The sequence below is a fragment of the Glycomyces arizonensis DSM 44726 genome, assembly GCF_000482705.1.
Classification (GTDB): domain Bacteria; phylum Actinomycetota; class Actinomycetes; order Mycobacteriales; family Micromonosporaceae; genus Glycomyces; species Glycomyces arizonensis.
Map to the genome: position 1 here is coordinate 59,528 of NZ_AXWO01000028.1, position 21,531 is coordinate 81,058.

Genomic DNA, 21,531 nt, shown 5'->3' on the forward strand with positions numbered 1-21,531 from the left:
CCTGAGGACGATTCACGGATCGTCCGAACGGCCGGGTCGACCTGGTGGTCGACCCGGCCGCGTCCACTCCGCACACCGCAAAGTCACGAAAACATCACGAATAAACTCCAGTTGAGGGCGTGACCGTGTAATTTCCCCACCGACTGTGACAGTGTTTGTCACAACACCGCTGAGGGCACATAGATGCTTCCCCCAAACCCACACCCCGGCCGCGCAGTAGTATCGCGGGCGCGGCCGGTCGGGGCGGCCCCTTGGCAACGGACATCTGGAGGAGAACACTCATGGCTCTTACACGGAGAGCTCTCGGTGGACTGACCGTCGGCGGTTCGGCTGCGGTCGCGCTGAGCGCCTGCGGCGGCAACGAGGACGAAGGCGGCAGCGACTCCGGTTCGAAGGAGGTCGTCTGGGCGGTCTCCTCGAGCTGGTCGTCGTGGAACCTGAACACCACCGGCGGCAACACCTCCTACGGGAACCAGGCCCTCACGCCGATGAACCCCGTCGGCCAGGTCGGCTACGACTTCGGCCCCGACGGCAAGGTCTTCTACGACGACGCGATCTTCGCCGGCGCGCCCGAGCTGGCGGCCGAAGAGCCGATGACCATCAAGTACACGCTGAACGAGAACGCCCAGTGGTCGGACGGCAAGCCGATCCGCGTCGAGGACTTCATCTTCCAGTGGTACTCGATGTCGGGCAACCCCGAGCACGCCAACCAGGAGAAGGCGCTGCCGGCCTCCACCGACTGGGGCTCGAACGTGGCCTCGATCGAGCAGGCCGAGGACGGCACCATCCTGGTGACCTACGTCGACGGCTACATCGACCCCGAGTGGAGCTTCAGCGGCGGCGTCTACCTCCCCAGCCACCTGGCCGAGGAGAACGGCTTCGAGAACTGGCAGAGCGACCCCGACGTCATGGGCGACGCGATCGAGTGGTTCGACAAGACCGCCCCGACCGTCGGCTCCGGCCCGTACGTCCCCACCGAGGCCAAGGCCGGCGAGTACGTCGTCTACGAGCCCAACGAGAACTACCAGGGCTCGGTCAAGCCGAAGCTCTCCAAGCTCACCATGAAGGTCGTCGAGGGCACCGCCTCGATCGTCACCGAGCTGCGGCAGGGCTCGATCGCCGGCTCGTGGCCCAGCGAGTTCAGCGAAGAGGAGAACGCCAAGGCCGCCGAGGACCAGGCGCTGTCCGTCGAGACCTATGAAGGTTCAGTCTGGCTCCACGTCGACGCCAACTGCAACGACAAGTTCCTGTCCGACGTCGAGCTGCGCAAGGCGGTCTACACCGCCATCAACGTGCCGGACATCATCACCAAGAACTACCCCGAGACCGACGTCAACCCGAAGGGCAACCACTTCTTCAGCGAGGGCGGCCCGTACTACGTCGACTTCGTCACGCCGACCGGCCAGGGCTCGGGCGACGCCGACGCCGCCCGGCAGATCCTCACCGACGCCGGGTACACCTGGAACGGCGACGACAAGCTCGTCAGCCCCGACGGCGAAGTGGTGGTGTTCGACTGCCGCTACGGCGAGAGCGCCCCGGTCCGCAAGACCGCGGCCGAGCTGATGCAGTCCTACCTGGCTCCCATCGGCATCGACCTCGAGCTGCAGGCCATCCCGGACGGCGAGCTGAGCCCGGTCCTGACCGGCGGCGACTTCGGCCTGATCATCTTCGGCTGGTCCGGCAACCCGGCGTTCACCGTCGCCCCCGCCCAGTTCTTCCGCTCGGACTCGGGCTCGAACTACGGCAAGTACAACAACCCCGACGTCGACGCGGCCGTCGACAAGGTGCGCTCGACGTTCGACCTCGACGAGGCCGCCGAGTACGCCAACGCCGCCGACCAGATCGTCGTGCCGGACGCGTACGTGCTGCCGCTGTTCGACGAGCCGCAGGTCATCATGTACAACGGCACGCTCGTCACCGGTGTGCAGGTGAACGGCAACAGCCAGTCCGGACCGATCTACAACGTCCGCGAGTGGGACGTCGCCTGAGCGACCCATGCGAGATGAGCGGCGGGGCCGGTCCCGGCCCCGCCGCTTCGTGTGAGAGTACCGGCGACGGTCACGGCCGCATCTCGTTGAACGGCCCGATCGCGGCCGTCCGGGCGCAGGTCTGCGCTCCATTGTCACGAAAATATAACGAACGAAACTCATCTCTGGTTCGACAGAGGCGGTCCCGCCAATCCCGTGGAAGGCTGTACTCTGCGCCGACGCGGCCCCCACGACGGGCCCGGCGACCACCCGTGACGCACCGACACGGCCCCCACGACCGGGCCGGGTGACCACTCGTGACGCGCCGGCGAGCCCCAGCACGGGTCCGGCGACCACCCACGAGAGGAACCATGGAGCGACACCACAAGGCGGCGGTCACCATCGCCGCCTGCACCGCCCTGGCGCTCACCGGCTGCGGCGCGGGCGACCAGCGGCCCTCGGACCTCGAGGACTGCGAATTCGAGCCCGCCACCTGCAACTCCGGCGAACGCGCCGACGGCGGCGAGATCACCTGGGCCCTCGACGGCTCCTGGACCGGCTGGAACCCCACCATGGCCTCCGACAACAACGCCTACCTCAGCTCCGCCCTCACCGGCATGTGGCCCGCCACCGGGCAGTTCGACCCCGAAGGCGAATACGTCCTCAACGAGGGCCTGTTCGCCTCCGAGCCCCGCCTGACCTCCGAATCCCCCATGACCGTCGAATACACCCTCAAAGACGGCGCCAACTGGGGCGACGGCCACGAGGTCGGCGTCGACGACTTCATCTACCACTGGTACTCCATCTCCGCGGACGACGACCGGTGCGCCGGATGCACCCCCGCCAGCGCCGACCGCGGCTCGGCCGTCGAATCCATCACCGGCTCCGGCCGGACGGTCACCGTCACCTACGACGACACCTACTCCAGCGCCGAATGGCAGTACGCCGAAGTCCTCTCCTTCCCGGCCCACATCGCCGAAGACCAGGGCTTCGACTGGAAGAACGACCCGCGGGACATGGCCGACTCACAGACCTGGTTCTCCGAGAACGCCCCCATCGGCTGGTCGGCCGGCCCCTACACCGTCACCGACGCCGAGGCCGGCCAGTACGTCGTCTACGAGCCCAACCCCGACTGGGCCGGCGAGACCGAGGTCACCCTCGACAAGCTCATCTTCCAGGTCATGGAGGGCCTCGACGCCATCGTCACCGAGATGCGCCAGGGCACCATCGACGGCGCCTCGCCCGTGTCCGTCGACGTCGACACGATCACCCGCCTCGAAGACACCGACGACGTCGACTACCGCGTCGCCGCCGGTCCCTCCTGGGAGCACATCGACCTCAACACCCGCGGCGACCTGCTCTCCGACCCAGTCCTGCGCTCGGCCGTGCTCATCGCCATCGACGTGGAGGACATCATCTCCCGCACCGCCTCCCTCGTCCAATTCGACGCCGAACGGCGGCTCAACCACCTGTTCCGCAACGACTCGCCCAACTTCACCGACCACCTGAGCGCCACCGGCCAGGGCTCGGGCGACATCGAGCTCGCCGCCGGCATCCTCGAAGACGCCGGATACACCTGGGACGACGGCGGGCGCCTGCTCACCCCCGACGGCGAGGAGGTCGCCCTGGACTACCGCTACACCGAGTCGAAGTCCATCCGCAAGACCACCGCCCAGCTCGCCCAGGCCAACCTCACCGACCTCGGCATCGACGTCACGCTCGACCCGATCGCCGACGCCGACCTCGGCTCGGTCCTGTTCGGCGGCGAATTCGACATCGTCAACTTCGGCTGGTCCACCGACCCCACCTTCGTGGACGGCGCCAGCCAGTACTGGGACTCCGAGTCCTCCTCCAACTTCGGGGGCCTCGACGACCCCGAACTCGACGCCGTCCTCGACGAGCTCGGCGATACCCTGGACCGGGCCCGGGCCGCCGAGCTCGCGAACCAGGCCGTCGAGATGGCCGTCGACGACGCCTACGTCCTGCCCATCGTCGACTCGCCGGTGGCGATCATGGTCTCCGATAGGTTGGTCAACGTCCGCGACAACTGGGCCTCGCAGCAGCGAGCCATGTACAACGTCGCAGAATGGGGAGTCAGTGAGTCCTAACGAGCGCCACGCGCTCAGGCCGCGGGCCGCACGCCGGACGCGGCGGCCCACCGCAGAGAAATCCGTTAACGAGGCATTATGGTTGTATTCATAATCCGGCGCGTCTTGGTGATGATCCCGGTGCTCATCGGGGCCACGATCCTGTCGTTCCTCCTGGTCGATCTCACGAACGACCCCGTCCAGCAGCAGGTCTTCGAGATCCAGCAGTCCACCGGCGAGCCGGTGCCCCAGAGCACCGTCGACGCGCTCGAGGCCAACCTGTACTACGACCGCTCCATCCCCGAGCGCTACTGGCTCTGGCTCACCGGCATCGGCGACACCAACGGCGACATCGGCCTGCTCCAAGGCAAATGGGGCCCCTCCATCGAAGGCTCCGCGACCGACATCGGCCAGGAGATCACCGACCGGTTCGCCGTCACCCTCAGACTCGTGCTGTTCGCGACCATCGCCTCCATCGGACTGGCGATCCTCACCGGCGTCATCAGCGCCGTCAAGCAGTACTCGAAACTCGACTACACGCTGACCTTCATCGGCTTCCTCGCCCTCGCCATGCCCATCTTCTGGCTCGCCAGCCTCCTGAAGGAGGCCGCCGTCCAGACCAACGACGCGCTCGGCACCAACCTGTTCAAGACCTACGGGTCGGGCACCACCGGCTTCAAAGGCAACGGCTGGGAGCTCTTCGTCGACGCCCTGCCCTACCTCATCGTGCCCACCATCGCGCTCATGCTCGGCGGCTACGCGGCCATGTCCCGCTACCAGCGGGCCAGCATGCTGGAGGTCATGAACTCCGACTACGTGCGCCTGGCCCGCGCCAAAGGCGTGCGCAACCGCACCGTCATGCGCCGCCACGCCCTGCGCACCGCGCTCATCCCCGTCGCCACGTTCGCCCCGCTCGGCCTCGCCACCGCCATGGGCGGCGCCATCGTCACCGAGAGCATCTTCGGATGGAGGGGCCTGGGCGCCTACTCCCTCAAGGCGATCCAAGACGGCGACAGCTTCGCCGTCATGGCCTACCTGCTCATCTCCGGGGTCGTCGTCCTGACCGGCATCCTGGTATCCGACCTGCTGTACGGCGTGCTCGACCCGAGGATCCGCTATGAGTGAAACCACCGCAGTCAACCCGAGCCTCGAAGCCGAGGCCATCACCACCGTCGAACGCGGCCAATGGGCGCTGGTGGCGCGGCGCTTCTTCCGCCACCGGCTCGCCGTCGTCGGCCTCGTGCTGTTCGTCCTGGTGCTGCTGTTCGCGTTCGTCCTGCCGTACTTCTGGACGTGGGACTACAAGATCCACCCCGAGATCCCCTCCCGGGCCGCGCCCAGCCTGGACCACCCGTTCGGCACCGACAAGGCCGGGCGCGACCAGCTCGGCGCGGTCATGCGGGCCACCGCCCAGTCGCTCAAGGTCGCCTTCGTCGTGGCGCTCGGCTCCACCGTCATCGGCGCGCTCATCGGCGCGGTCGCCGGGTACTACCGCGGCTGGGTCGACGCGCTGCTCATGCGCGTGGTCGACGTGCTGTTCGTGATCCCGTTCATCGTGATCACCGCCGCGATCGCCGGCGCCATCGACTCGAGCGTCAAGTGGTACCACATGGCGCTCATCCTCATGGTCTTCGGCTGGCTCTCCATCTCCCGCGCCGTGCGCGCCGAGGTGCTGAGCCTGCGCGAGAAGGAGTTCATCGAGGCGGCCAGGGCCGCGGGCGGGTCGGCCTGGCACATCATCGTCAAGCACCTCATCCCGAACACGATGAGCGTCATCATCGTCTCGGTGACCCTCCAGATCGCCTTCGCGATCCTCTCGGAGACGACCCTGTCGTTCCTCGGCCTGGGCATCCAGAGCCCCGACACCTCGCTGGGACTGCTCATCGACGCCGCCCAAGGGGTCGCGTTCAACCAGTACTGGTATCTGTTCTACATCCCGGGCTTCATGGTCATCCTCATCGCGCTCACCATCAACTTCATCGGTGACGGCCTGCGCGACGCGATGGACCCCCGGCAGACGATGGTGAGGCGGTAACCCATGGACTTGACGGTCAACGGCACCCGCGCCGACGGCACCGCCACCGGCGCCAAGGGCGAGGTCGTCCTCGAGGTCAAGGACCTCAACGTCACCTTCCCCACCGACGACGGCCCCGTGCACGCCGTCCGCGGTGTCTCCTACGAGCTGCGCCGCGGCCAGAGCCTCGGCATCGTCGGCGAATCCGGGTCGGGCAAGTCCGTGACGTCCATGGCGGTCATGGGCCTGCTGCCCAAGACCGCCGACATCACCGGATCGGCCAAGCTCCTCGGCGAGGAACTCCTCGGCCTGGGCGACGCCGCCCTGTCCGAGGTGCGCGGCAAGCGGATCTCCATGATCTTCCAGGACCCGCTCACCAGCCTCAACCCGGTCTACACCGTCGGCTTCCAGCTCGCCGAGGCCATCCGGGTCCACTACCCCGAGGTGAAGAAGGCCGAGGCGCGCCAGCGCTCCATCGACCTGCTCGACACCGTCGGCATCCCCAACCCGTCCCAGCGCGTCGACGCCTACCCGCACGAGCTGTCCGGCGGCATGCGCCAGAGGGTCGTCATCGCCATCGCGATGGCCAACAACCCGGACGTCATCATCGCCGACGAGCCCACCACCGCGCTCGACGTGACGGTGCAGGCGCAGGTCCTGGAGGCCCTCGAGAAGGCCCGCGACGAGGTCAACGCCGCGCTCATCCTGATCACCCACGACCTGGGGGTCATCGCCGGGCACACCGACGACGTGCTCGTCATGTACGCCGGGCGCCCCGTCGAGCAGGGCACCGTCGACGAGATCTTCTACGAGCCGCGCATGCCCTACACGCTCGGGCTGATCGGCTCCATGCCGCGCATGGACGAGACGCGGGGCCACCGCCTCACCCCCGTCCACGGCACGCCGCCGTCGATGCTGCACCTGCCCTCGGGCTGCCCGTTCCGGCCCAGGTGCCCCATGCACCAGGACATCTGCGCCGAAGTCGAACCGGACCTGCTGCCGGTCAGCGATTCGGGGCACGTCTCGGCCTGCCACTTCGCCGACCAGCTGGAGGGCAAGCGGCCCGAGGACGTGTTCGCGCCCACGGCCACCGACGCCGAACTCGAGGCCGCGGTGGAGAGCGACATCGCCGAGGCCGTGCAGGAGACCAGCACTCAGCAGACCGATCCTCGGGGGGACATGTGAACGCCATGCTCGACACGCCGCAGGCCGCCACGTCGCCGGTCATCGCCGGCAAGAACCTGGTCAAGGAATTCCCGGTCCGCTCCAAGGGCATCATCCGGCGCAGCGTGGGCGCCGTCCACGCCGTCTCCGGGGTGAGCCTGTCGATCGACGCCAACGAGACCCTCGCGCTCGTCGGCGAGTCCGGCTGCGGGAAGTCCACCACGGCGCGGCTGCTCATGAACCTCATCGAGCCGACCTCCGGCGAGGTGATCTACGAGGGCCGGGACCTCACCAAGCTCTCGCGCTCCCAGCTGCGGCCGATCCGGCGCGACATCCAGCTGGTGTTCCAGGACCCGATGGCCTCGCTCGACCCGCGCATGACCGTCTTCGACATCATCGCCGAGCCGCTGCGCGTGCACGGACTGTTCAAGAACGGCGGCCGCGAGAAGGTGCGGTCCCTGATCGAGATCGTCGGGCTCAACCCCGAGCACCGCAACCGGTACCCGCACGAGTTCTCCGGCGGCCAGCGCCAGAGGATCGGCGTCGCCCGGGCCCTGGCGCTCGAGCCGAAGGTCCTCATGCTCGACGAGCCCGTCAGCGCCCTGGACGTGTCGATCCAGGCGGGGGTCATCAACCTGCTCGAAGACCTCCAGGACGAGCTGGGCCTGTCGTACCTGTTCGTGTCGCACGACCTGTCGGTGGTGCGGCACATCGCCGACAAGGTCGCGGTCATGTACCTGGGCAAGATCGTGGAGGAGGGCACCACCGACGAGCTGTTCGCCGGTCCGGCGCACCCGTACACGCAGGCGCTGATGTCGGCGATCCCGCTGCCGGACCCGCGCAAGGAGCGGACCCGCGAGCGGATCGTGCTCTACGGGGACGTGCCGAGCCCGTCGAACCCGCCCTCGGGGTGCCGGTTCCGCACCAGGTGCCAGCTGTTCCAGACCCTATCGGAGAACGAGCAGGCCAAGTGCATCGACGTCGAGCCGCTCCTGCGCTCCGACCACGGCGGCCAGACCCGCGCGGCCTGCCACTACGCCGAGCCCAAGCAGCTCGTCTGACGCACTGAGCTTCTAACGCACAGAGACCGGGGCCGCCCTGCAACAGTGGGGCGGCCCCCGTTTCGTTCACAGCAGACCAGATGCGGGCTGATACACCGTTCTTCCACTCCGCCGCGCCTCCAGCGCCAGAGCGACGCGCCCGGGATTGACCTCGGCCGCAAGGGCCATCGCCCTTTCCGGCGGGAAGAAGCCGAACTCCTCGAGCTCGTCTTCCTGCAGGCGAATCAGCTCGGGATCCTCGATGACGCCGCCGTCGAACAGATAGAACGTCAACGGTGCGGCCACGAACTCATGCATCGGTACCCAATCGAGCACCAGCAGGTCGCCGGCCGGCATGTCCAAGCCGATCTCCTCTTTGGTCTCGCGCGCGCACGCCTCATGGGGCGATTCGCCCTTGTCGACGAGGCCGCCGACGAACGCCCAGTCATCGCGGTAGTTCGGCTGGACCAGCAGGACGTTCCCTGCGGGATCGGTGAAGAATGCGCATGCCACGGTGAACGAGACCGCGATGCCGTCGATCAGCTCCTGGGGCGGCGGTGGTCCTGTGTGTGCCATACGGTGAACCCTATAGGCCGCCACCGAAGACGGCAGCCCCCAGCCGCGCCCACGTTCAACGATGCGGGGCTATGGCCCGGCAGTGCCGGTACCCGGCCGAGAACGCAGCCCGTCGACGATGATGCCCAGCATGCGCTCGGCCTGGGGCCGCTGCTCGGGCGCTCCCGCGACCGTCAGGACACCGGCCAGCGTCGCGGCCACGTCCGCGGCGTCGACGTCGGTGCGGAGGTCACCGGCCGTCGCGCCCGCCTCCAGGAATCGGGACACCACCGCGATGAGCTGTTCACGCATGCCGCCGTAGTCGAGGCGCCCGGACGCCACCACCGCGCGCACCGTGTCGATCATGCTGTGCTTCGTGGCGACCCAGTCGAGGAAGGAACTCGTCCACAGCCGCAGCGCCTCGGCGGGCCGGTGCTCGGCGAGCAGTTCCTCGGCGCTCGTGCGCAGCCGCTCCATCTGGTCGAGGTAGACCGCCTCGACCAGGTCCTCCCGCTTGGGGAAGTGCCGGTACAGCGTGCCGATGCCGACGCCCGCGTCCTTCGCGATCGACTCGAGCGGGACGGTCCCCTCCGCGGTGGCGAACGCGCGCGTGGCCACCTGGATCAGGCGCTGCCTGTTGCGGCGGGCCTCGGCGATCCGCGCCCGCGGCCGCTCGGGTTCCTCGGTCGGCATGGTTGCGAAGTCTAATGCAGGCGAGTACCGTTCCTTCAAACGGAGGATCCTCCGTTTGAAAACGAGACCCGTTCGACACCAGTAGCAAGGATCGACGAATGCCTGAGCCAGCAGCCCTCATCACCGGCGGCACCAGCGGCATCGGCCGCGCCACGGCCGAACTGCTCCATGAGCGCGGGTACCGCGTCATGGTCACCGGAAGGAATCCGGACACGATCGCCGCCGCCCGAAAGGAACTTCCCGAGGACGTGGTCGTCGTCCAAGCCGACTCGCGCTCCCTGGCCGACACCGACCGCCTCGCCGAGGAGGTCAGGACGCGCTTCGGCGAGCTCACCGCCCTGTTCCTCAACGCCGGGGTCAGTCGGCCCGCCCCGCTCGCCTCGATCGACGAGGCGGCCTACGACGAGGTGTTCGCCACCAACACCAAGGGCCAGTTCTTCACGCTGCAGAAGACGCTGCCGATGCTCGCCGAGGGCGCCTCGGTGATCGTCACGGTCGGCATCGGCGCCACGCGCGGCATGTCGGGAGGCAGCGTCACCGCGGGCAGCCGAGGGGCCCTGCTGACGATGGTGCCCTCCCTCGCGATGGAGCTGGCCCCGCGGAGGATCCGCGTCAACTCGGTGAGCCCGGGAGCGATCGACACGCCGATCTGGTCCAAGACCGACATGCCTCCCGAGGCGCGTGCCGAGATCACGGCGGCGATGTCGGAGACCATCCCCTTCGGCCGGTTCGGCACGGCCCGTGAAGTCGCCGAGGTAGTCGCGTTCCTCGCCTCCGACGCCGCCGGTTATGTCACGGGCCAGGACATCGTCGTCGGCGGCGGCATCGGCCTGCGCGCCTGAACCGGGCGCGGCCTCGGCGGGAAGCGTCGGCAACGCACGGCGCCCGGTCGAGCCGCGCGCCGCTGCGGTCGGCATCGTAGGCGGTCGGCCGCCGCTGCGGTCGGCGTTGTCGGCGAGCCCAAGGAGGGAACTCGCCGACGGCGGCCTGACCGGCGGTGCCGTCCGAGTCGGGATGAGGACTCGATATGGGCCACGGCGCGGGAACGCCGCCGTCGGCCTCATCGTCGTCGACCTCCCGCCGATACGGAACACGGGCGCCAGGTAACGCCCCCACCGCGCTCCCCGCGTCCAACCCAAAAGCGCGCACGGAACACGGGCGCCAGGGAACGCCCCTCCACACCCCACACTGACTCCTGGTGATCATCCATCCCAAATGGATGCATACTCGATCTGTCGTACTCCCGACAAAACCGGTTCTCCGCGCGGATCGGTCCCATCGGACGGATTCGTGGGAACCACCGCGCCCGATTTCCCGCTAGCGTGTCAGGCATACGAGCCCGAGTGGTGGAATCTGGTAGACACAGTCAGCTTAAAACTGGCCGTCGCGCGGCTTGCGGGTTCGAGTCCCGTCTCGGGCACTACGGGTAGTATGCAAGGCTGTCAAGAGGATCGGGGAAACCCCTGCCCGCGATCCGCGCCCTCAAAGGAGCGTTGACATTTATCAATGTCGATCACTCCGACCCCGGGCCGCGCCCGAACGGGTGAAGCCCGAACCGGTTCCACCGACCCCGCCGGCGATTACGTGTCGCAACGGCGTGCCTGCTCAGCGGGTTCGTCGGTGTCCGGCCCGCCCGATACCGGTCTCCGAGTCTGGTTCATCTCGATGTTGACTGAGATGGGTACGCGTGCTATCCAGGGAATGAGCGCTGATACCATCGTGTCGAACCAAACGGCGGGGAGCCGCTTCCCTTCTGCTGCAATGACTTTGCCACTTTAAGGTATCGCGAAGTCGATTGGCCTGTGTCGTGAGGATGGCGATGCCCGAAACACCTCGGTCCACAACCCATACGTATCAGCCGGACGGGCCGCTGCGCGACCGCTCCGGCGGCCCCGCCGAATCCCCGGCCGGTCCGGCGGACCTCAAGTCCCGCCTGCTGCGCCTGGCCCTGCTTCCCACGGCCGCCACCACGGTCCTCGGCGCCGGCGTCGCGGTCTTCCTGTCCCGCGCCGACGCCGCCTCCGGCCCGGCCTGGATGCCCGCCGTCGTGGTCGGCACCGGCGCGGTCTTCCTGGCCATGGTCGCGTACCTGGCCGTCCACTCCGCGGTCAAGATCGACGCCGACATCGGCCGCCAGGTCACGGCCGTCAGGCGGTCCACGGTGGAGACCCACTACAAGATCTGGCAGGCCCTCGAAGACCTCCAGCGCACCCTCCCTCCCGAGCAGCGCTGGTCGATCCCGATGCCCTCCGAGGCGCGGGCCGGCACCACCACCGCCGAGTCGCTCCACCTGCTCGCCGCCGAGGCGCACCAGCTGCGCCAGGTCGCCGGCGCCCTCGCCACCCGCGGCGTCCCCAAGCCCGCCGCCGCCGTCCCGACCGGCCACACCGGCGCGATCGACACCGTCGCCGTCCACCCCCGCGTCGGCATCTTCGTCAACCTCGCCCGCCGCCTCCAGTCGCTGGTCCACCGCGAGATCGAGCAGCTCGACGAACTCGAGAACCAGGTCGAGGACCCCGATCTCCTCAAGGGCCTGTTCTCGGTGGACCACCTCGCCACCCGCATCCGCCGCCACGCCGAGAACCTCGCCGTCCTCGGCGGCGCCACCTCGCACCGCCAGTGGTCCCGGCCGGTCAACGTCTACGAGGCGCTCCGCTCGGCCGTCGCCGAAGTGGAGCAGTACGCCCGCGTCAAGCTGGTGCGCCCCATCGACGGCACCCTCAAGGGCCACGCCGTCGCCGACGTCATCCACCTCGTCGCCGAGCTGGTCGAGAACGCCACGACGTTCTCCGCCCCGCAGACGCAGGTCCTCCTCCGCGTCCAGCGGGTCCGCGCGGGCCTGGCCATCGAGGTCGAGGACCGCGGCCTCGGCATGGAGCAGCACGAGCGCGACCGCTACAACATGATGCTCTCCTCGCCCGACGACGTCGACCTCGACGAGCTCCTGGCCGACGGCCGCATCGGCCTGTACGTCGTCTCCTCGCTGGCCCGGCGCCACAACCTCACCGTCCAGCTGCAGTCCAACATCTTCGGCGGCACGCAGGCGATCACCGTCCTCGGCGAAGACCTCCTCGGCGAGGCCCCCGAGCGCCCCGCATCCCAGGAGGCCCCCGCCGCGCCCGTCCCGCAGCAGATGCCCGTGCGCGTGCCCTCCCCGCCGCCCGGCTCCCTGCCCGCGCTGCCGTCGGTGCAGCTGGCGGGCGTCGCCGCCGACACCGGTCGCCACTCCCGCCCCCAGCCGATGGCCGGCACCGGCCACCCCGCCGGGCCGCCGGCGCAGCCGCGCGTCAACAACGGCTACGCGCCCCCGCCGCCCCCGTACGCCGCCCCCGCCTCGGCCGGCTACGAGACCGCCGAGATGCCCGCGCTCAACGGCTCCGGCCACGTCAGGTCCCCCGAGGGTGACTCCCGCCCGGCACTGCCCAAGCGCAACAAGCAGACCCACCTCGCGCCGCAGCTGCGCGAAGCGCCGCAGCAGATCGCCCGCGGGTCGGAGTCCGGGCACGACCCGGGCCTTATGAAGGCGTTCCAGCAAGGCCAGTACCGGGCCGACGCGACGGACGAACCCCCGATCCCAAGTTCGGACAGTTCTCTTACTCCCTACCGAAACGAGGAGGCCTAATGGCAGGCGATGAGGCAGCGGCGCAAGCGACGGATCTCGGCTGGCTGCTGGCCGGTCTGATAAAGCGGGTGCCGAACACCCGCAGTGCCCTCCTACTGTCCTCCGACGGCATCAAGAAGGCGTACCACGGGCTCAGCACCGATCAGGCCGATCAGCTCTCCGCCATCGCCTCGGGCATGTTCTCCCTGGCCAGGAGCGCGGGTGCCCAGTTCGGCTCGGCGGGCGGCGTCAGGCAGGTCGTCGCCGAGCTCGACGACACGCTGCTGTTCGTCTCCACCGCCGGGTCCGGCGCGGTCCTGGCCGTCATGGCCGGGCGCGACGCCGACGCGGGCGTGCTCGGATACGAGATGTCGATCCTGGTCAAGAGCGTGCGGCCCTACCTGGAGACGCCCGTCCGCCGGCCCGCGGCCACCAGCGGTGAAATGGTGGGCTGATGTCCGACTACGAGGACCATCCGCTGCTCGACGACGACGCCGGTCCACTGGTCCGGCCGTACACGGTCAGCAATGGAAGGACTGCTCCGACCGCGAAACTGGACCTGCTCTCGCTGGTCCGGTCGACCGGGCAGCTGAGGCCCTCGCAGCTGGAGGCCGAGCACGCCGAGGCGCTGCTGCTGTGCCGGGAGCCGATATCGGTGGCCGAGGTGTCGGCCCACCTGCGGCTCCCCGCCATGGTCATCAAGGTATTGCTGTCCGACCTCGTCGACTGCGGAGCCGTGACCGCCCACTCGCCCGATCCCGCCGTCGATCCCACCGACCGAACCGTATTGGAGGCACTCCTCAATGGCCTACAACGGCGACTCTGACCAATCGCCTGCACAACCACCGCACGCCTTGCCCACTGCCATCAAACTGCTCGTCGCAGGAGGGTTCGGGGTCGGCAAGACCACATTCGTCGGCGCCGTGAGCGAGATCGAGCCGCTCAGCACCGAGGAGACCATCACCACGGCCAGCATCGGCACCGACGATCTGACCGGCCTGGGGGAGAAGGAGACGACGACCGTCGCCCTCGACTTCGGACGCATCACGCTCGATCAGCGGCATATCCTGTACCTGTTCGGCACGCCCGGCCAGGACCGCTTCTGGTTCATGTGGAACGAGTTGTCCGACGGCGCGTTCGGCGCGGTGGTCCTGGCCGACACCAGGAGGCTGGAGGACTGCTTCCCGGCGCTCGACTTCTTCGAGCGGCGCGGCACCTCGTTCATCGTGGCGGTCAACGAGTTCGACGGGTCGTACCACTACGATTCGGAGGAAGTGCGGGCCGCCCTGGACCTCAAACCGAATATCCCGATCGTCTGCTGCGACGCGCGCGATCCCCGTTCCGCTACGTTGGTGCTGGTCACGCTGACCAAGCATCTGATGTCGGCCGCCGCGGCGACCGCCCCGTTAGGAGAGGCCCATGAGCACTTCGGAACAAGACTTCAGACTCACGATCACGCCCGACGACCCACGCGCGCCCGAGCGGGTGCGGCGGCTGCGCGAGCTGGGGATCGGCGACCAGCCCGATCCCGAGTTCGACGACCTCGCCAAGGAGCTCACCGAGATCACCGGCGCGCCTTATGCGATGGTGAACTTCATCGACGAGGACCGCCAGTACTTCGCGGGCCTGGCCGCCCCGGCGCCCGACAACGGCTCGCAGGCTCTGGCCGGGGCCGAGCCGGCGCCCGAGGTGGGCCGCGAGATGGACCGCGACCACGGCTACTGCCCGCACGTGGTGGTGCGCGGCAAGGCCCTCGTGCTCGGCGACGTGTGCGACTACCCGCGCTTCGCGGGCAACCCGGTGGTCGACAAGATCGGGATCCGCTCTTACCTGGGCGCGCCCCTGATCGACGACGACGGCAACACGCTGGGCACGGTGTGCGTGGTGGACACCGAGACGCACGAGTGGGGGCGTCCGGGCCTGGACGTCATCAAGGACATGGCCTCCAAGGTCATGGACCGCATCAGGGAACGCAAGGAGCAGGGCGAGGCATAGCGAAGAGGAGGCAGCGCCCGCCGCCTCCTCTGTGCACGTACCGGTCGTTTCGCGCTTGGTCTGGCCGATCCTCCAGACCACGCGCTAGGCGACCCCGATCGGCTCTCCGCCGACGATCCGCTCGGACCACTGGCCTCGGGAGCGCCCGAGCGCCTCTTCGGCCAAGCGGATCCGCTGGATGTCCGAGGTGCCCGCGGGCGCGAAGATGTGGAAGGCGTCCCTGAGGTACCGCTCGATGGGGCGGTCGGTCGAGAGCCCCGCCGCGGCGTGGATCTCCATGGCCTCCCTCGCCGAGTCGAGCGCGGACTCGACGTTGACGAGCTTGGCGTTCATCAGCTCCGCGTCGCACGGCATGCCCTGGTCGAGCAGGTGCACGGCGTGGTAGGCGGTGAGCCTGGCGGTCATGAGCCGCGACTGGATCTGGCCGATCTTCTGCTTGATGTTGTCCAGCTCGCTGATCGGCTTGCCGTAGAGCACGCGGGTCGAGGCGTGCCTGACGGTCTCCTCCAGGATCGCCTGGTGGATGCCGAGCGACACCGCCGTCAGGTTGGACCGTCCGTAGAGGATGGAGGAGGAGTAGGCGACGGCGAGGCCGTCGCCTTCGGTGCCGAGCATGTTGGTGGCCGGCACGCGGCAGTCGTTGAACAGCAGCTCGCCGAAGCTGAAGCCGTGCAGGCCCATCGTGGACTGCTGGGGCGCCAGCGTGAACCCGGGCCGGTCGGCCTCGACCAGGAACGCCGAGAGGCCCTTGGAGCCCGGCCCGGTGCGGACCACCACGCCGTGCAGGTCACCGACGTGGCTGTTGCCGACGAACACCTTGTGGCCGTTCAGGATGTAGTCGCCGCCGTCCCTGACGGCGCTGGTCTGCATGCCCAAGACGTGGCCGCCCGAGGCGGCCTCGGTGACCGCGATGGTCGGCAGGCAGCGCCCGGAGGCGATGACGGGGAGCCAGGTCTTCTTCTGCACGGCGTTGCCGAAGTGGATGATCTTGGCGACGCCGAGCTGCGAAGCCTGCACCATCGCTCCCATCGAACCCGAGACGCGCGAGAGCTCCTCGATGATGATGGTCTTGGCCAAGTGGCCCATGCCCATGCCGCCGTACTCGCGGCCGATGGTGACGCCCAGCCAGCCTTGGCGCGCGATCATCCTCGACAATCGATGGTGGACCGTCTTGGTGGCTTCCATTTCGGGGATGCGGGGTCGGACTTCGCGTTCGGCGAAGTCCCGGACCTCTTTCCTCAGGACGTCGTGTTGGTCGTCGGTGAAGTAGCCGGTCATAGGATACCCCCTGTGGGCAGGTAGGCTCCGCCTCTCACCGCTCTGTCAGCGGTCCCCACCACGAGACGCAACGAGCTGTTAGCTGAATCTTTCTCGCAGTGACTGTAGCAACCGTTATCGGATGGGGCAAGGGTAAGCTTTGTGGACATAATGAAGTTACGGTGCAGTAACATTCCGTTGTGTCCCAAGGGAAATGAACACAATCGACTACTCTCAGAATCCGGGACTTGGGGGTGCGCTCCTCACCCGTCCGTGATAACGGAAAGCCCTGTCGAGCGTTGTGGAGCCGTTATACGCGATACCGCGGTCCGTTATCTTGTATTGACGCGGACGCCATCGTCCCATGATCAGATCATGATGGGACGCGGAGCCCGCGCCGTCCCCACATCGATTCGGGAGTGCCATGTTCACCACGAAACGGAAACGGTACCTGGCCGCGGCCACCACCGCGGCACTGGCGGCCGCCGCCCTCGTCGCAGCGGCCGGACCGGCCGGCGCGCACCACGGCCACGATCACGACCATGGCCACGGGCGCCAGGTCGACCTGCAACTCTTGGCCCTCAACGACTTCCACGGCCACATCGAGGCCGAGGAGGGCCTGACCTACCCCGTAGGCGGCGCCGAAGTGCCCGCGGGCGGCGCCGAATACCTCGCCACCCACCTCGCCCAGGCCCGCGAAGGCGAGCGCTACAGCACCACCGTCGCCGCGGGCGACCTCATCGGCGCCAGCCCCTTCCTGTCGGCCGCGTTCGGCGACGAGCCCACCATCGAATCCCTCAACGCCATGGGCGTCGAGGTCTCCTCGGTCGGCAACCACGAGTTCGACAAGGGCATCGACGACCTGTACCGCCACATCGAAGGCGAAGGCGACTACACCGGCGCCGACTTCCCGTACCTCGGCGCCAACGTCGTCGACGAGGCGACCGGCGAGCCCGTCCTCGACCCGTACTGGATCAAGCGGTTCCGCGGCGGCGTCAGGGTCGGCTTCATCGGCATGACCCTCGAAGGCACCGGCGACATCGTCGCCAAGTCCGGCGTCGAGGGCCTCGACTTCCTCGACGAGGTCGAGACCGCCGACAAGTACGCCGAAGTTCTCCACGACCAGGGCGTCGACGCGATCGTCGTCCTCCTCCACGAAGGCGGCTACCCCGTCGAAGAGGACACCGGCCACGACTGCGAGTCCCTCGACGGCTCCGGCGTCGGCATGTCCGGCCCCATCGTCGACATCGCCGAGACCATGAGCTCCGAGGTCGACATCATCGTCACCGGCCACACCCACCAGGAGTACGTCTGCTCGGTGCCCGACCCGGCCGGGCAGCCCCGCATGGTCACCTCCGCCTCCTCCTACGGCCGCGTCTTCACCGAGATCGAGGCCACCTACGACAGGCGGACCAAGGACATCGTGCGCTCCTCGGTGACCGGCGCCAACACCGTCGTGGAGCGCGACGTGGCCCCCGACCCCGCCCAGTCCGAGCTCGTCGCCCGGTACCAGGACGAGGTCGAAGAGGTGGCCGCCCGCCCCGTCGGCTACATCAGCGAGGACATCACCCGCGGCGCCACCCGCGCCGAGGAGTTCCCGCTCGGCAGCCTCATCGCCGACGCCCAGCTCGACCGCACCGCCGACCCCGCGCTCGGCGGCGCCCAGATCGCGCTCATGAACCCCGGCGGCGTCAGGGCCGACCTGCTCTACGACGAGGGCGAGGCCGGAGTGGTCTCCTACGGCGAGCTCTACACCGTCCAGCCGTTCAACAACTACCTGGTCACCATGGACCTCACCGGGGCGCAGATCCTCACGATCCTCCAGCAGCAGCTGCCGAGCGCCGACCGCGAGACGACCCTGTTCATGCAGGTCTCCAGGGGCTTCACGTACACGTGGGACACCAGCCTGGAAGGCACCGACCAGATCGTGGCCGACTCGCTGATGCTCAACGGCGAGCCGATCGTCGCCGACCAGACCTACCGGGTCACGACGAACAACTTCCTGGCCGACGGCGGCGACTCGTTCTACGAGTTCGCGAACGGGACGAACCGCCTGACCGGCGAGGTCGACCTCGTCGCGCTCGAAGCGTGGTTCGCCGAGAACTCCTCGGCGGACGACCCGGTCGAAGCCCCCGAGCTCGGCCGCGTGAACGTCATCTAAGAACATACGGAGCTGAGCCGATTTACGGCTCGCAAGCTTCGCCGAACTGAGCCAATTTACGGCTCGCAAGCTTCGCCGAGCGGTGGGGACGAACGACGATCCCCGCCGCTCCTACGCATTCGGGCGACGACCAGATAGTCTTGGGAGGGCCCTGACATATACGGAGGACCGCAGACATGCCTCAGAGCAGAAACTCATCCCTCAGAAACATGATGAAGACCCAGTACGCCGAGCAGCAGCGCATGGGCGCGGCATATGGGCAGTACGGGCAGATGACGCAGGCCCCGCAGGTCGAGACCATGCGGATCGACGACGTCATCGTCCGCACGGTCGCGCTCGTCGGCGCCACCTTCGTCGCGGCCATGGTGACCTGGACGATGGTCGCCAGCGGCATCGAGAACGGCGACGAGAGCTCCATCAGCACCGCCATCACCCTCGGCACGATCGGCGCCGTCGTCGGCCTCGGCGTCATCCTGTTCTCGATGTTCAGGCCCGTGATGAACCCCATCGTGTGCTTCGTCTACGCGATCGGGCAGGGGCTCCTCCTCGGCGGCGTGAGCGCCATCTTCGAGCACCAGTACCCGGGCATCGTCGTCAACGCCCTGCTCGCGACCGTCCTGGTGTTCGGCGGCATGCTGGCGCTGTACAAGTTCCGCATCCTCAAGAACTCCCCGATGTTCACCAAGGTCATGGTCGGCGCCGGCTTCGGCATCTTCGCGCTGATCGTCGTGAACTTCGTCGCGAGCATGTTCGGCGCCAACCTCGGCCTGTTCGCCGCTCCCGGCGAGTCGGTCTCCGCGCTCCAGTGGATCATCGCGATCGCCATGACCCTGTGGGCGGCGTTCTCGTTCATCCTCGACTTCGACATGATCGAGCAGTCGGCCGCGCACGGCGCCCCCAAGAAGTACGCCTGGGCGGGGGCCTTCGGCCTCACCGCCGGGCTGATCTTCCTGTACTGGAACCTGCTGCGGCTGCTGGGCTACCTGCAGGAGTAGGCCCTGAGCACCGAACCGACGCTGGAGCGGGCGATCGGGCGCGTCGTCGAAGGCACGCGCCACTGGTCGCCCGCCCGCTGGTCTTCAGGGGGCCGCGCCGAGGCGATGCACGCGCTCGTCCAGGCGCTGGCCGACGTGTGCGCCGAGGCCGAGGGCGAACCGCAGCGGGACGTCCCGCGCCTGCCCAGCGACCTCCACCTGCCCGAGCAGCTCCAGGTGATCGGCCTCGACCTCCTCGACGTGGCCGACCGCCTCACCGCCGCCCAGACGGCCGCGGTCAAGACAGCCATAGCCGAAGCCCGCGACCGCCTCTTCTGACCTCACGTGTGCCCGCCGCCTTTGGAAGACTGGCGGCATGTCCACAGCCCCGATACCGATGCCCTTCCGGCAGCGGGCCGCCGCGTACGTGCTCCGATCACTGCCGGGACGGCCGGTCGAGGTCCTGGTGCTGCTGCACCGCGACCATCCCGACGCGGGAGTCCAGGTCCCAGGGGGCGGTGCGCACCCGCACGAGACCCCGGCCGAGGCGGCGCTCCGCGAGACCGTCGAAGAGACCGGAGTGCGAGACCCGGTCTTCGCCGAGGTGCTCGGCAACTCGCTCGCGCGGACACACGGCATGTTCAAGGGCGTCCAGGTGACCACCTACAGCCTGTTGACGACGGAAGACGACCGGGACGCCTGGAACCACACGGTCGTCAGCGCTGACAGCGACCACGGCATCCGGATGCGCTGCGAATTCCGCCCCGCGGCGTCGGCCGCGATCGACTGGGACCACGACTGCCTCGTCCCAAAGGCCCTCGCCCGCCACGCCGCCGCACTGACGTGACGCGGCAAAGGCTCGACCGGCTGTGAACCCGATCAGCTCGGATCCGCTTGGCGGGGGAGCCGAGATGCCGGGTTGCGAAGCGCTGTCGGCCTTCGGGACAATCGTGCGATGTCGAAGTACCGAGCGGGCCAGACCGCGCTGCTGGTGGTGGTCGATGACGTCGAACCGCTGGTGGATCGTTGGCGGCAGCGGTGCAATTCGTCTGCGGCGGCGGGCCTTCCCGCCCATGTCACGGTGCTGGTGCCGTTCCTGGACATCGACCGCATCGATCAGGCGGTGCTCGACGAGCTGAGTGCGCTGTTCGCGCGCCAGCACCGGTTCAATGTCGAATTCGACCGGGTCGGTCGCTTCCCGCAAGTGCGCTACCTCGCGCCGAAGCCCGACCGGCCGTTCCGCGAGTTGACCGAAGCGGTGGCGGCCAGGTGGCCCGAGGCGCCGCCCTATGGCGGCCGGTTCGCCGAGGTGACTCCGCATCTGACGGTGGCCGACGAGCAGCGCCCCGAGGTCTTCGACGAGGTCGAGGCCGCCATGGCGGCGCAGCTTCCCGTTTCGACGGCGGTGTCGTCGGTCAGCCTGTTCGTCAGCGACGGCCAACGCTGGCATCGCCGCGCCGAGTTCCCGCTGGCCGACTGACCGCGTCCGGACCTCGCCGTGGAGTGCGGCGATGCTCGGTGCAGTCGGCTTCGGCTCATCCGTCGCAGGTGCGGATGATGGAGTCCTTTCGGCGCCAGAGGTCGGTGGCGAAGTCGAGGACGGCGAGGGTGCGGGCGGGATCGTCCTGATGCAACCAGTCGAGGTTGTCCGGGGCGGCGACCAGGCGCGGAATGCCGTCGAGGTGGGTGACGCGGCCGATGAGGGACGGTTCGGCCTCGACGAAGGTGACGCGCAGGGAGGCCTGTCGCCAGATCCAGGCGAAGGCCAGATCAAGGCCGTCGACCTCGCGGTAACCGAACACCGGGAGCTTGTCGACGAAGTGCAGGCTCATCCGTCGACCTCCGCCTCGTGCTGGGCGGCGTGCAGCCAGATCCCGGCGGCGTGCTCTTTGGCGACCCGCCGCAACGCGGGTGACCATTCGGCGCGGTACAGGTGCAGTCGCGAGAACGGCGACCCGATCCGGTTGATGTACCCCAGATCCACCACCGGCTCAGGATCGATGCGCCGCAACCGCACCGAAGT

19 protein-coding genes, 1 tRNA gene and 2 pseudogenes are annotated in these 21,531 nt (G+C 68.5%); 17 read left to right on the forward strand and 5 right to left on the reverse strand.

All coding sequences use genetic code 11. The features are described 5' to 3' along the window. The first annotated feature begins 281 nt into the window (after nucleotides 1-281). The 5 genes and pseudogenes from H613_RS27330 (at nucleotide 282) to H613_RS32910 (ending at nucleotide 8,293) form a co-directional block, all read left to right on the forward strand. Complete coding sequence (locus H613_RS27330; RefSeq protein ID WP_051393485.1) at nucleotides 282-1,988, forward strand: ABC transporter family substrate-binding protein; 1,707 nt, start codon at nucleotides 282-284, stop codon at nucleotides 1,986-1,988. Between the two features lie 350 nt (nucleotides 1,989-2,338). Then, complete coding sequence (locus tag H613_RS27335) at nucleotides 2,339-4,075, forward strand: ABC transporter family substrate-binding protein (RefSeq protein WP_051393486.1); 1,737 nt, start codon at nucleotides 2,339-2,341, stop codon at nucleotides 4,073-4,075. A gap of 78 nt (nucleotides 4,076-4,153) precedes the next feature. Further along, nucleotides 4,154-5,179: an ABC transporter permease gene (locus H613_RS0117240; RefSeq protein ID WP_026924780.1), complete on the forward strand. Its 1,026-nt coding sequence runs from the start codon at nucleotides 4,154-4,156 to the stop codon at nucleotides 5,177-5,179. After that, on the forward strand, nucleotides 5,172-6,089 hold the full coding sequence (locus H613_RS0117245; RefSeq protein ID WP_026924781.1) for an ABC transporter permease: 918 nt from the start codon (nucleotides 5,172-5,174) through the stop codon (nucleotides 6,087-6,089). The genes H613_RS0117240 and H613_RS0117245 overlap by 8 nt, the downstream gene beginning before the upstream one ends. A gap of 3 nt (nucleotides 6,090-6,092) precedes the next feature. Next, nucleotides 6,093-8,293 (forward strand): annotated as a pseudogene (locus tag H613_RS32910) (ABC transporter ATP-binding protein). A 66-nt stretch (nucleotides 8,294-8,359) separates the two neighbouring features. Here H613_RS32910 and H613_RS0117260 read toward each other — a convergent pair. Then, nucleotides 8,360-8,848, reverse strand: coding sequence for an NUDIX domain-containing protein (locus tag H613_RS0117260; protein WP_051393488.1), 489 nt, complete (start codon nucleotides 8,846-8,848; stop codon nucleotides 8,360-8,362). Nucleotides 8,849-8,917: 69 nt separating this feature from the next. Beyond that, on the reverse strand, nucleotides 8,918-9,520 hold the full coding sequence (locus tag H613_RS0117265) for a TetR/AcrR family transcriptional regulator (RefSeq protein WP_026924785.1): 603 nt from the start codon (nucleotides 9,518-9,520) through the stop codon (nucleotides 8,918-8,920). Between the two features lie 98 nt (nucleotides 9,521-9,618). On the opposite strand from H613_RS0117265, the gene H613_RS0117270 reads away from it, so the two are divergent. The 7 genes and pseudogenes from H613_RS0117270 to H613_RS0117300 all read left to right on the forward strand — a co-directional run bounded on the left by H613_RS0117270 (nucleotide 9,619) and on the right by H613_RS0117300 (nucleotide 15,116). Then, nucleotides 9,619-10,362 (forward strand): SDR family oxidoreductase, encoded by a 744-nt coding sequence (locus tag H613_RS0117270; protein WP_026924786.1) that lies wholly within the window; start codon nucleotides 9,619-9,621, stop codon nucleotides 10,360-10,362. Nucleotides 10,363-10,857: 495 nt separating this feature from the next. Then, nucleotides 10,858-10,940 (forward strand) — tRNA-Leu (locus H613_RS0117275). A gap of 399 nt (nucleotides 10,941-11,339) precedes the next feature. After that, nucleotides 11,340-13,142: a sensor histidine kinase gene (locus H613_RS27340; RefSeq protein ID WP_051393489.1), complete on the forward strand. Its 1,803-nt coding sequence runs from the start codon at nucleotides 11,340-11,342 to the stop codon at nucleotides 13,140-13,142. After that, nucleotides 13,142-13,576, forward strand: a complete 435-nt coding sequence (locus H613_RS0117285) for a roadblock/LC7 domain-containing protein (protein ID WP_026924787.1) — start codon at nucleotides 13,142-13,144, stop codon at nucleotides 13,574-13,576. Before H613_RS27340 ends, H613_RS0117285 begins: the two co-directional genes overlap by 1 nt. Beyond that, nucleotides 13,576-13,947 carry a DUF742 domain-containing protein gene (locus H613_RS0117290; protein WP_026924788.1) on the forward strand — a complete coding sequence of 124 codons (372 nt, stop codon included), beginning with the start codon at nucleotides 13,576-13,578 and terminating at the stop codon, nucleotides 13,945-13,947. Before H613_RS0117285 ends, H613_RS0117290 begins: the two co-directional genes overlap by 1 nt. Continuing rightward, nucleotides 13,925-14,527 (forward strand): annotated as a pseudogene (locus H613_RS30250) (GTP-binding protein); the annotation flags it as partial. The gene H613_RS0117290 and the pseudogene H613_RS30250, both read left to right, overlap by 23 nt. Before the next feature lie 13 nt (nucleotides 14,528-14,540). After that, nucleotides 14,541-15,116 (forward strand): GAF domain-containing protein, encoded by a 576-nt coding sequence (locus H613_RS0117300; RefSeq protein WP_026924790.1) that lies wholly within the window; start codon nucleotides 14,541-14,543, stop codon nucleotides 15,114-15,116. Between the two features lie 84 nt (nucleotides 15,117-15,200). Here H613_RS0117300 and H613_RS0117305 read toward each other — a convergent pair whose 3' ends face one another. Beyond that, nucleotides 15,201-16,394 carry an acyl-CoA dehydrogenase family protein gene (locus tag H613_RS0117305; protein ID WP_026924791.1) on the reverse strand — a complete coding sequence of 398 codons (1,194 nt, stop codon included), beginning with the start codon at nucleotides 16,392-16,394 and terminating at the stop codon, nucleotides 15,201-15,203. 403 nt (nucleotides 16,395-16,797) lie between these two features. Between H613_RS0117305 and H613_RS0117310 the strand changes: the two genes are divergently transcribed. From H613_RS0117310 to H613_RS0117330, 5 genes are all read left to right on the forward strand, one after another. Beyond that, nucleotides 16,798-18,534, forward strand: coding sequence for a bifunctional metallophosphatase/5'-nucleotidase (locus H613_RS0117310; protein WP_026924792.1), 1,737 nt, complete (start codon nucleotides 16,798-16,800; stop codon nucleotides 18,532-18,534). A 209-nt stretch (nucleotides 18,535-18,743) separates the two neighbouring features. Continuing rightward, nucleotides 18,744-19,529, forward strand: a complete 786-nt coding sequence (locus tag H613_RS0117315) for a Bax inhibitor-1/YccA family protein (protein WP_051393490.1) — start codon at nucleotides 18,744-18,746, stop codon at nucleotides 19,527-19,529. A 105-nt stretch (nucleotides 19,530-19,634) separates the two neighbouring features. Beyond that, nucleotides 19,635-19,847: a hypothetical protein gene (locus H613_RS0117320; protein WP_051393491.1), complete on the forward strand. Its 213-nt coding sequence runs from the start codon at nucleotides 19,635-19,637 to the stop codon at nucleotides 19,845-19,847. Between the two features lie 37 nt (nucleotides 19,848-19,884). After that, nucleotides 19,885-20,355, forward strand: a complete 471-nt coding sequence (locus H613_RS27345; protein ID WP_211234868.1) for an NUDIX domain-containing protein — start codon at nucleotides 19,885-19,887, stop codon at nucleotides 20,353-20,355. A gap of 108 nt (nucleotides 20,356-20,463) precedes the next feature. Further along, nucleotides 20,464-20,988: a 2'-5' RNA ligase family protein gene (locus tag H613_RS0117330; protein WP_026924795.1), complete on the forward strand. Its 525-nt coding sequence runs from the start codon at nucleotides 20,464-20,466 to the stop codon at nucleotides 20,986-20,988. A 55-nt stretch (nucleotides 20,989-21,043) separates the two neighbouring features. Here H613_RS0117330 and H613_RS0117335 read toward each other — a convergent pair whose 3' ends face one another. Next, entirely contained in the window at nucleotides 21,044-21,340 is a 297-nt protein-coding gene (locus H613_RS0117335) for a hypothetical protein (protein ID WP_026924796.1), read from the reverse strand. Then, on the reverse strand, nucleotides 21,337-21,531 hold a 195-nt coding region (locus H613_RS31490; protein WP_026924797.1), incomplete at its 5' end, for a hypothetical protein. The genes H613_RS31490 and H613_RS0117335, both read right to left, overlap by 4 nt.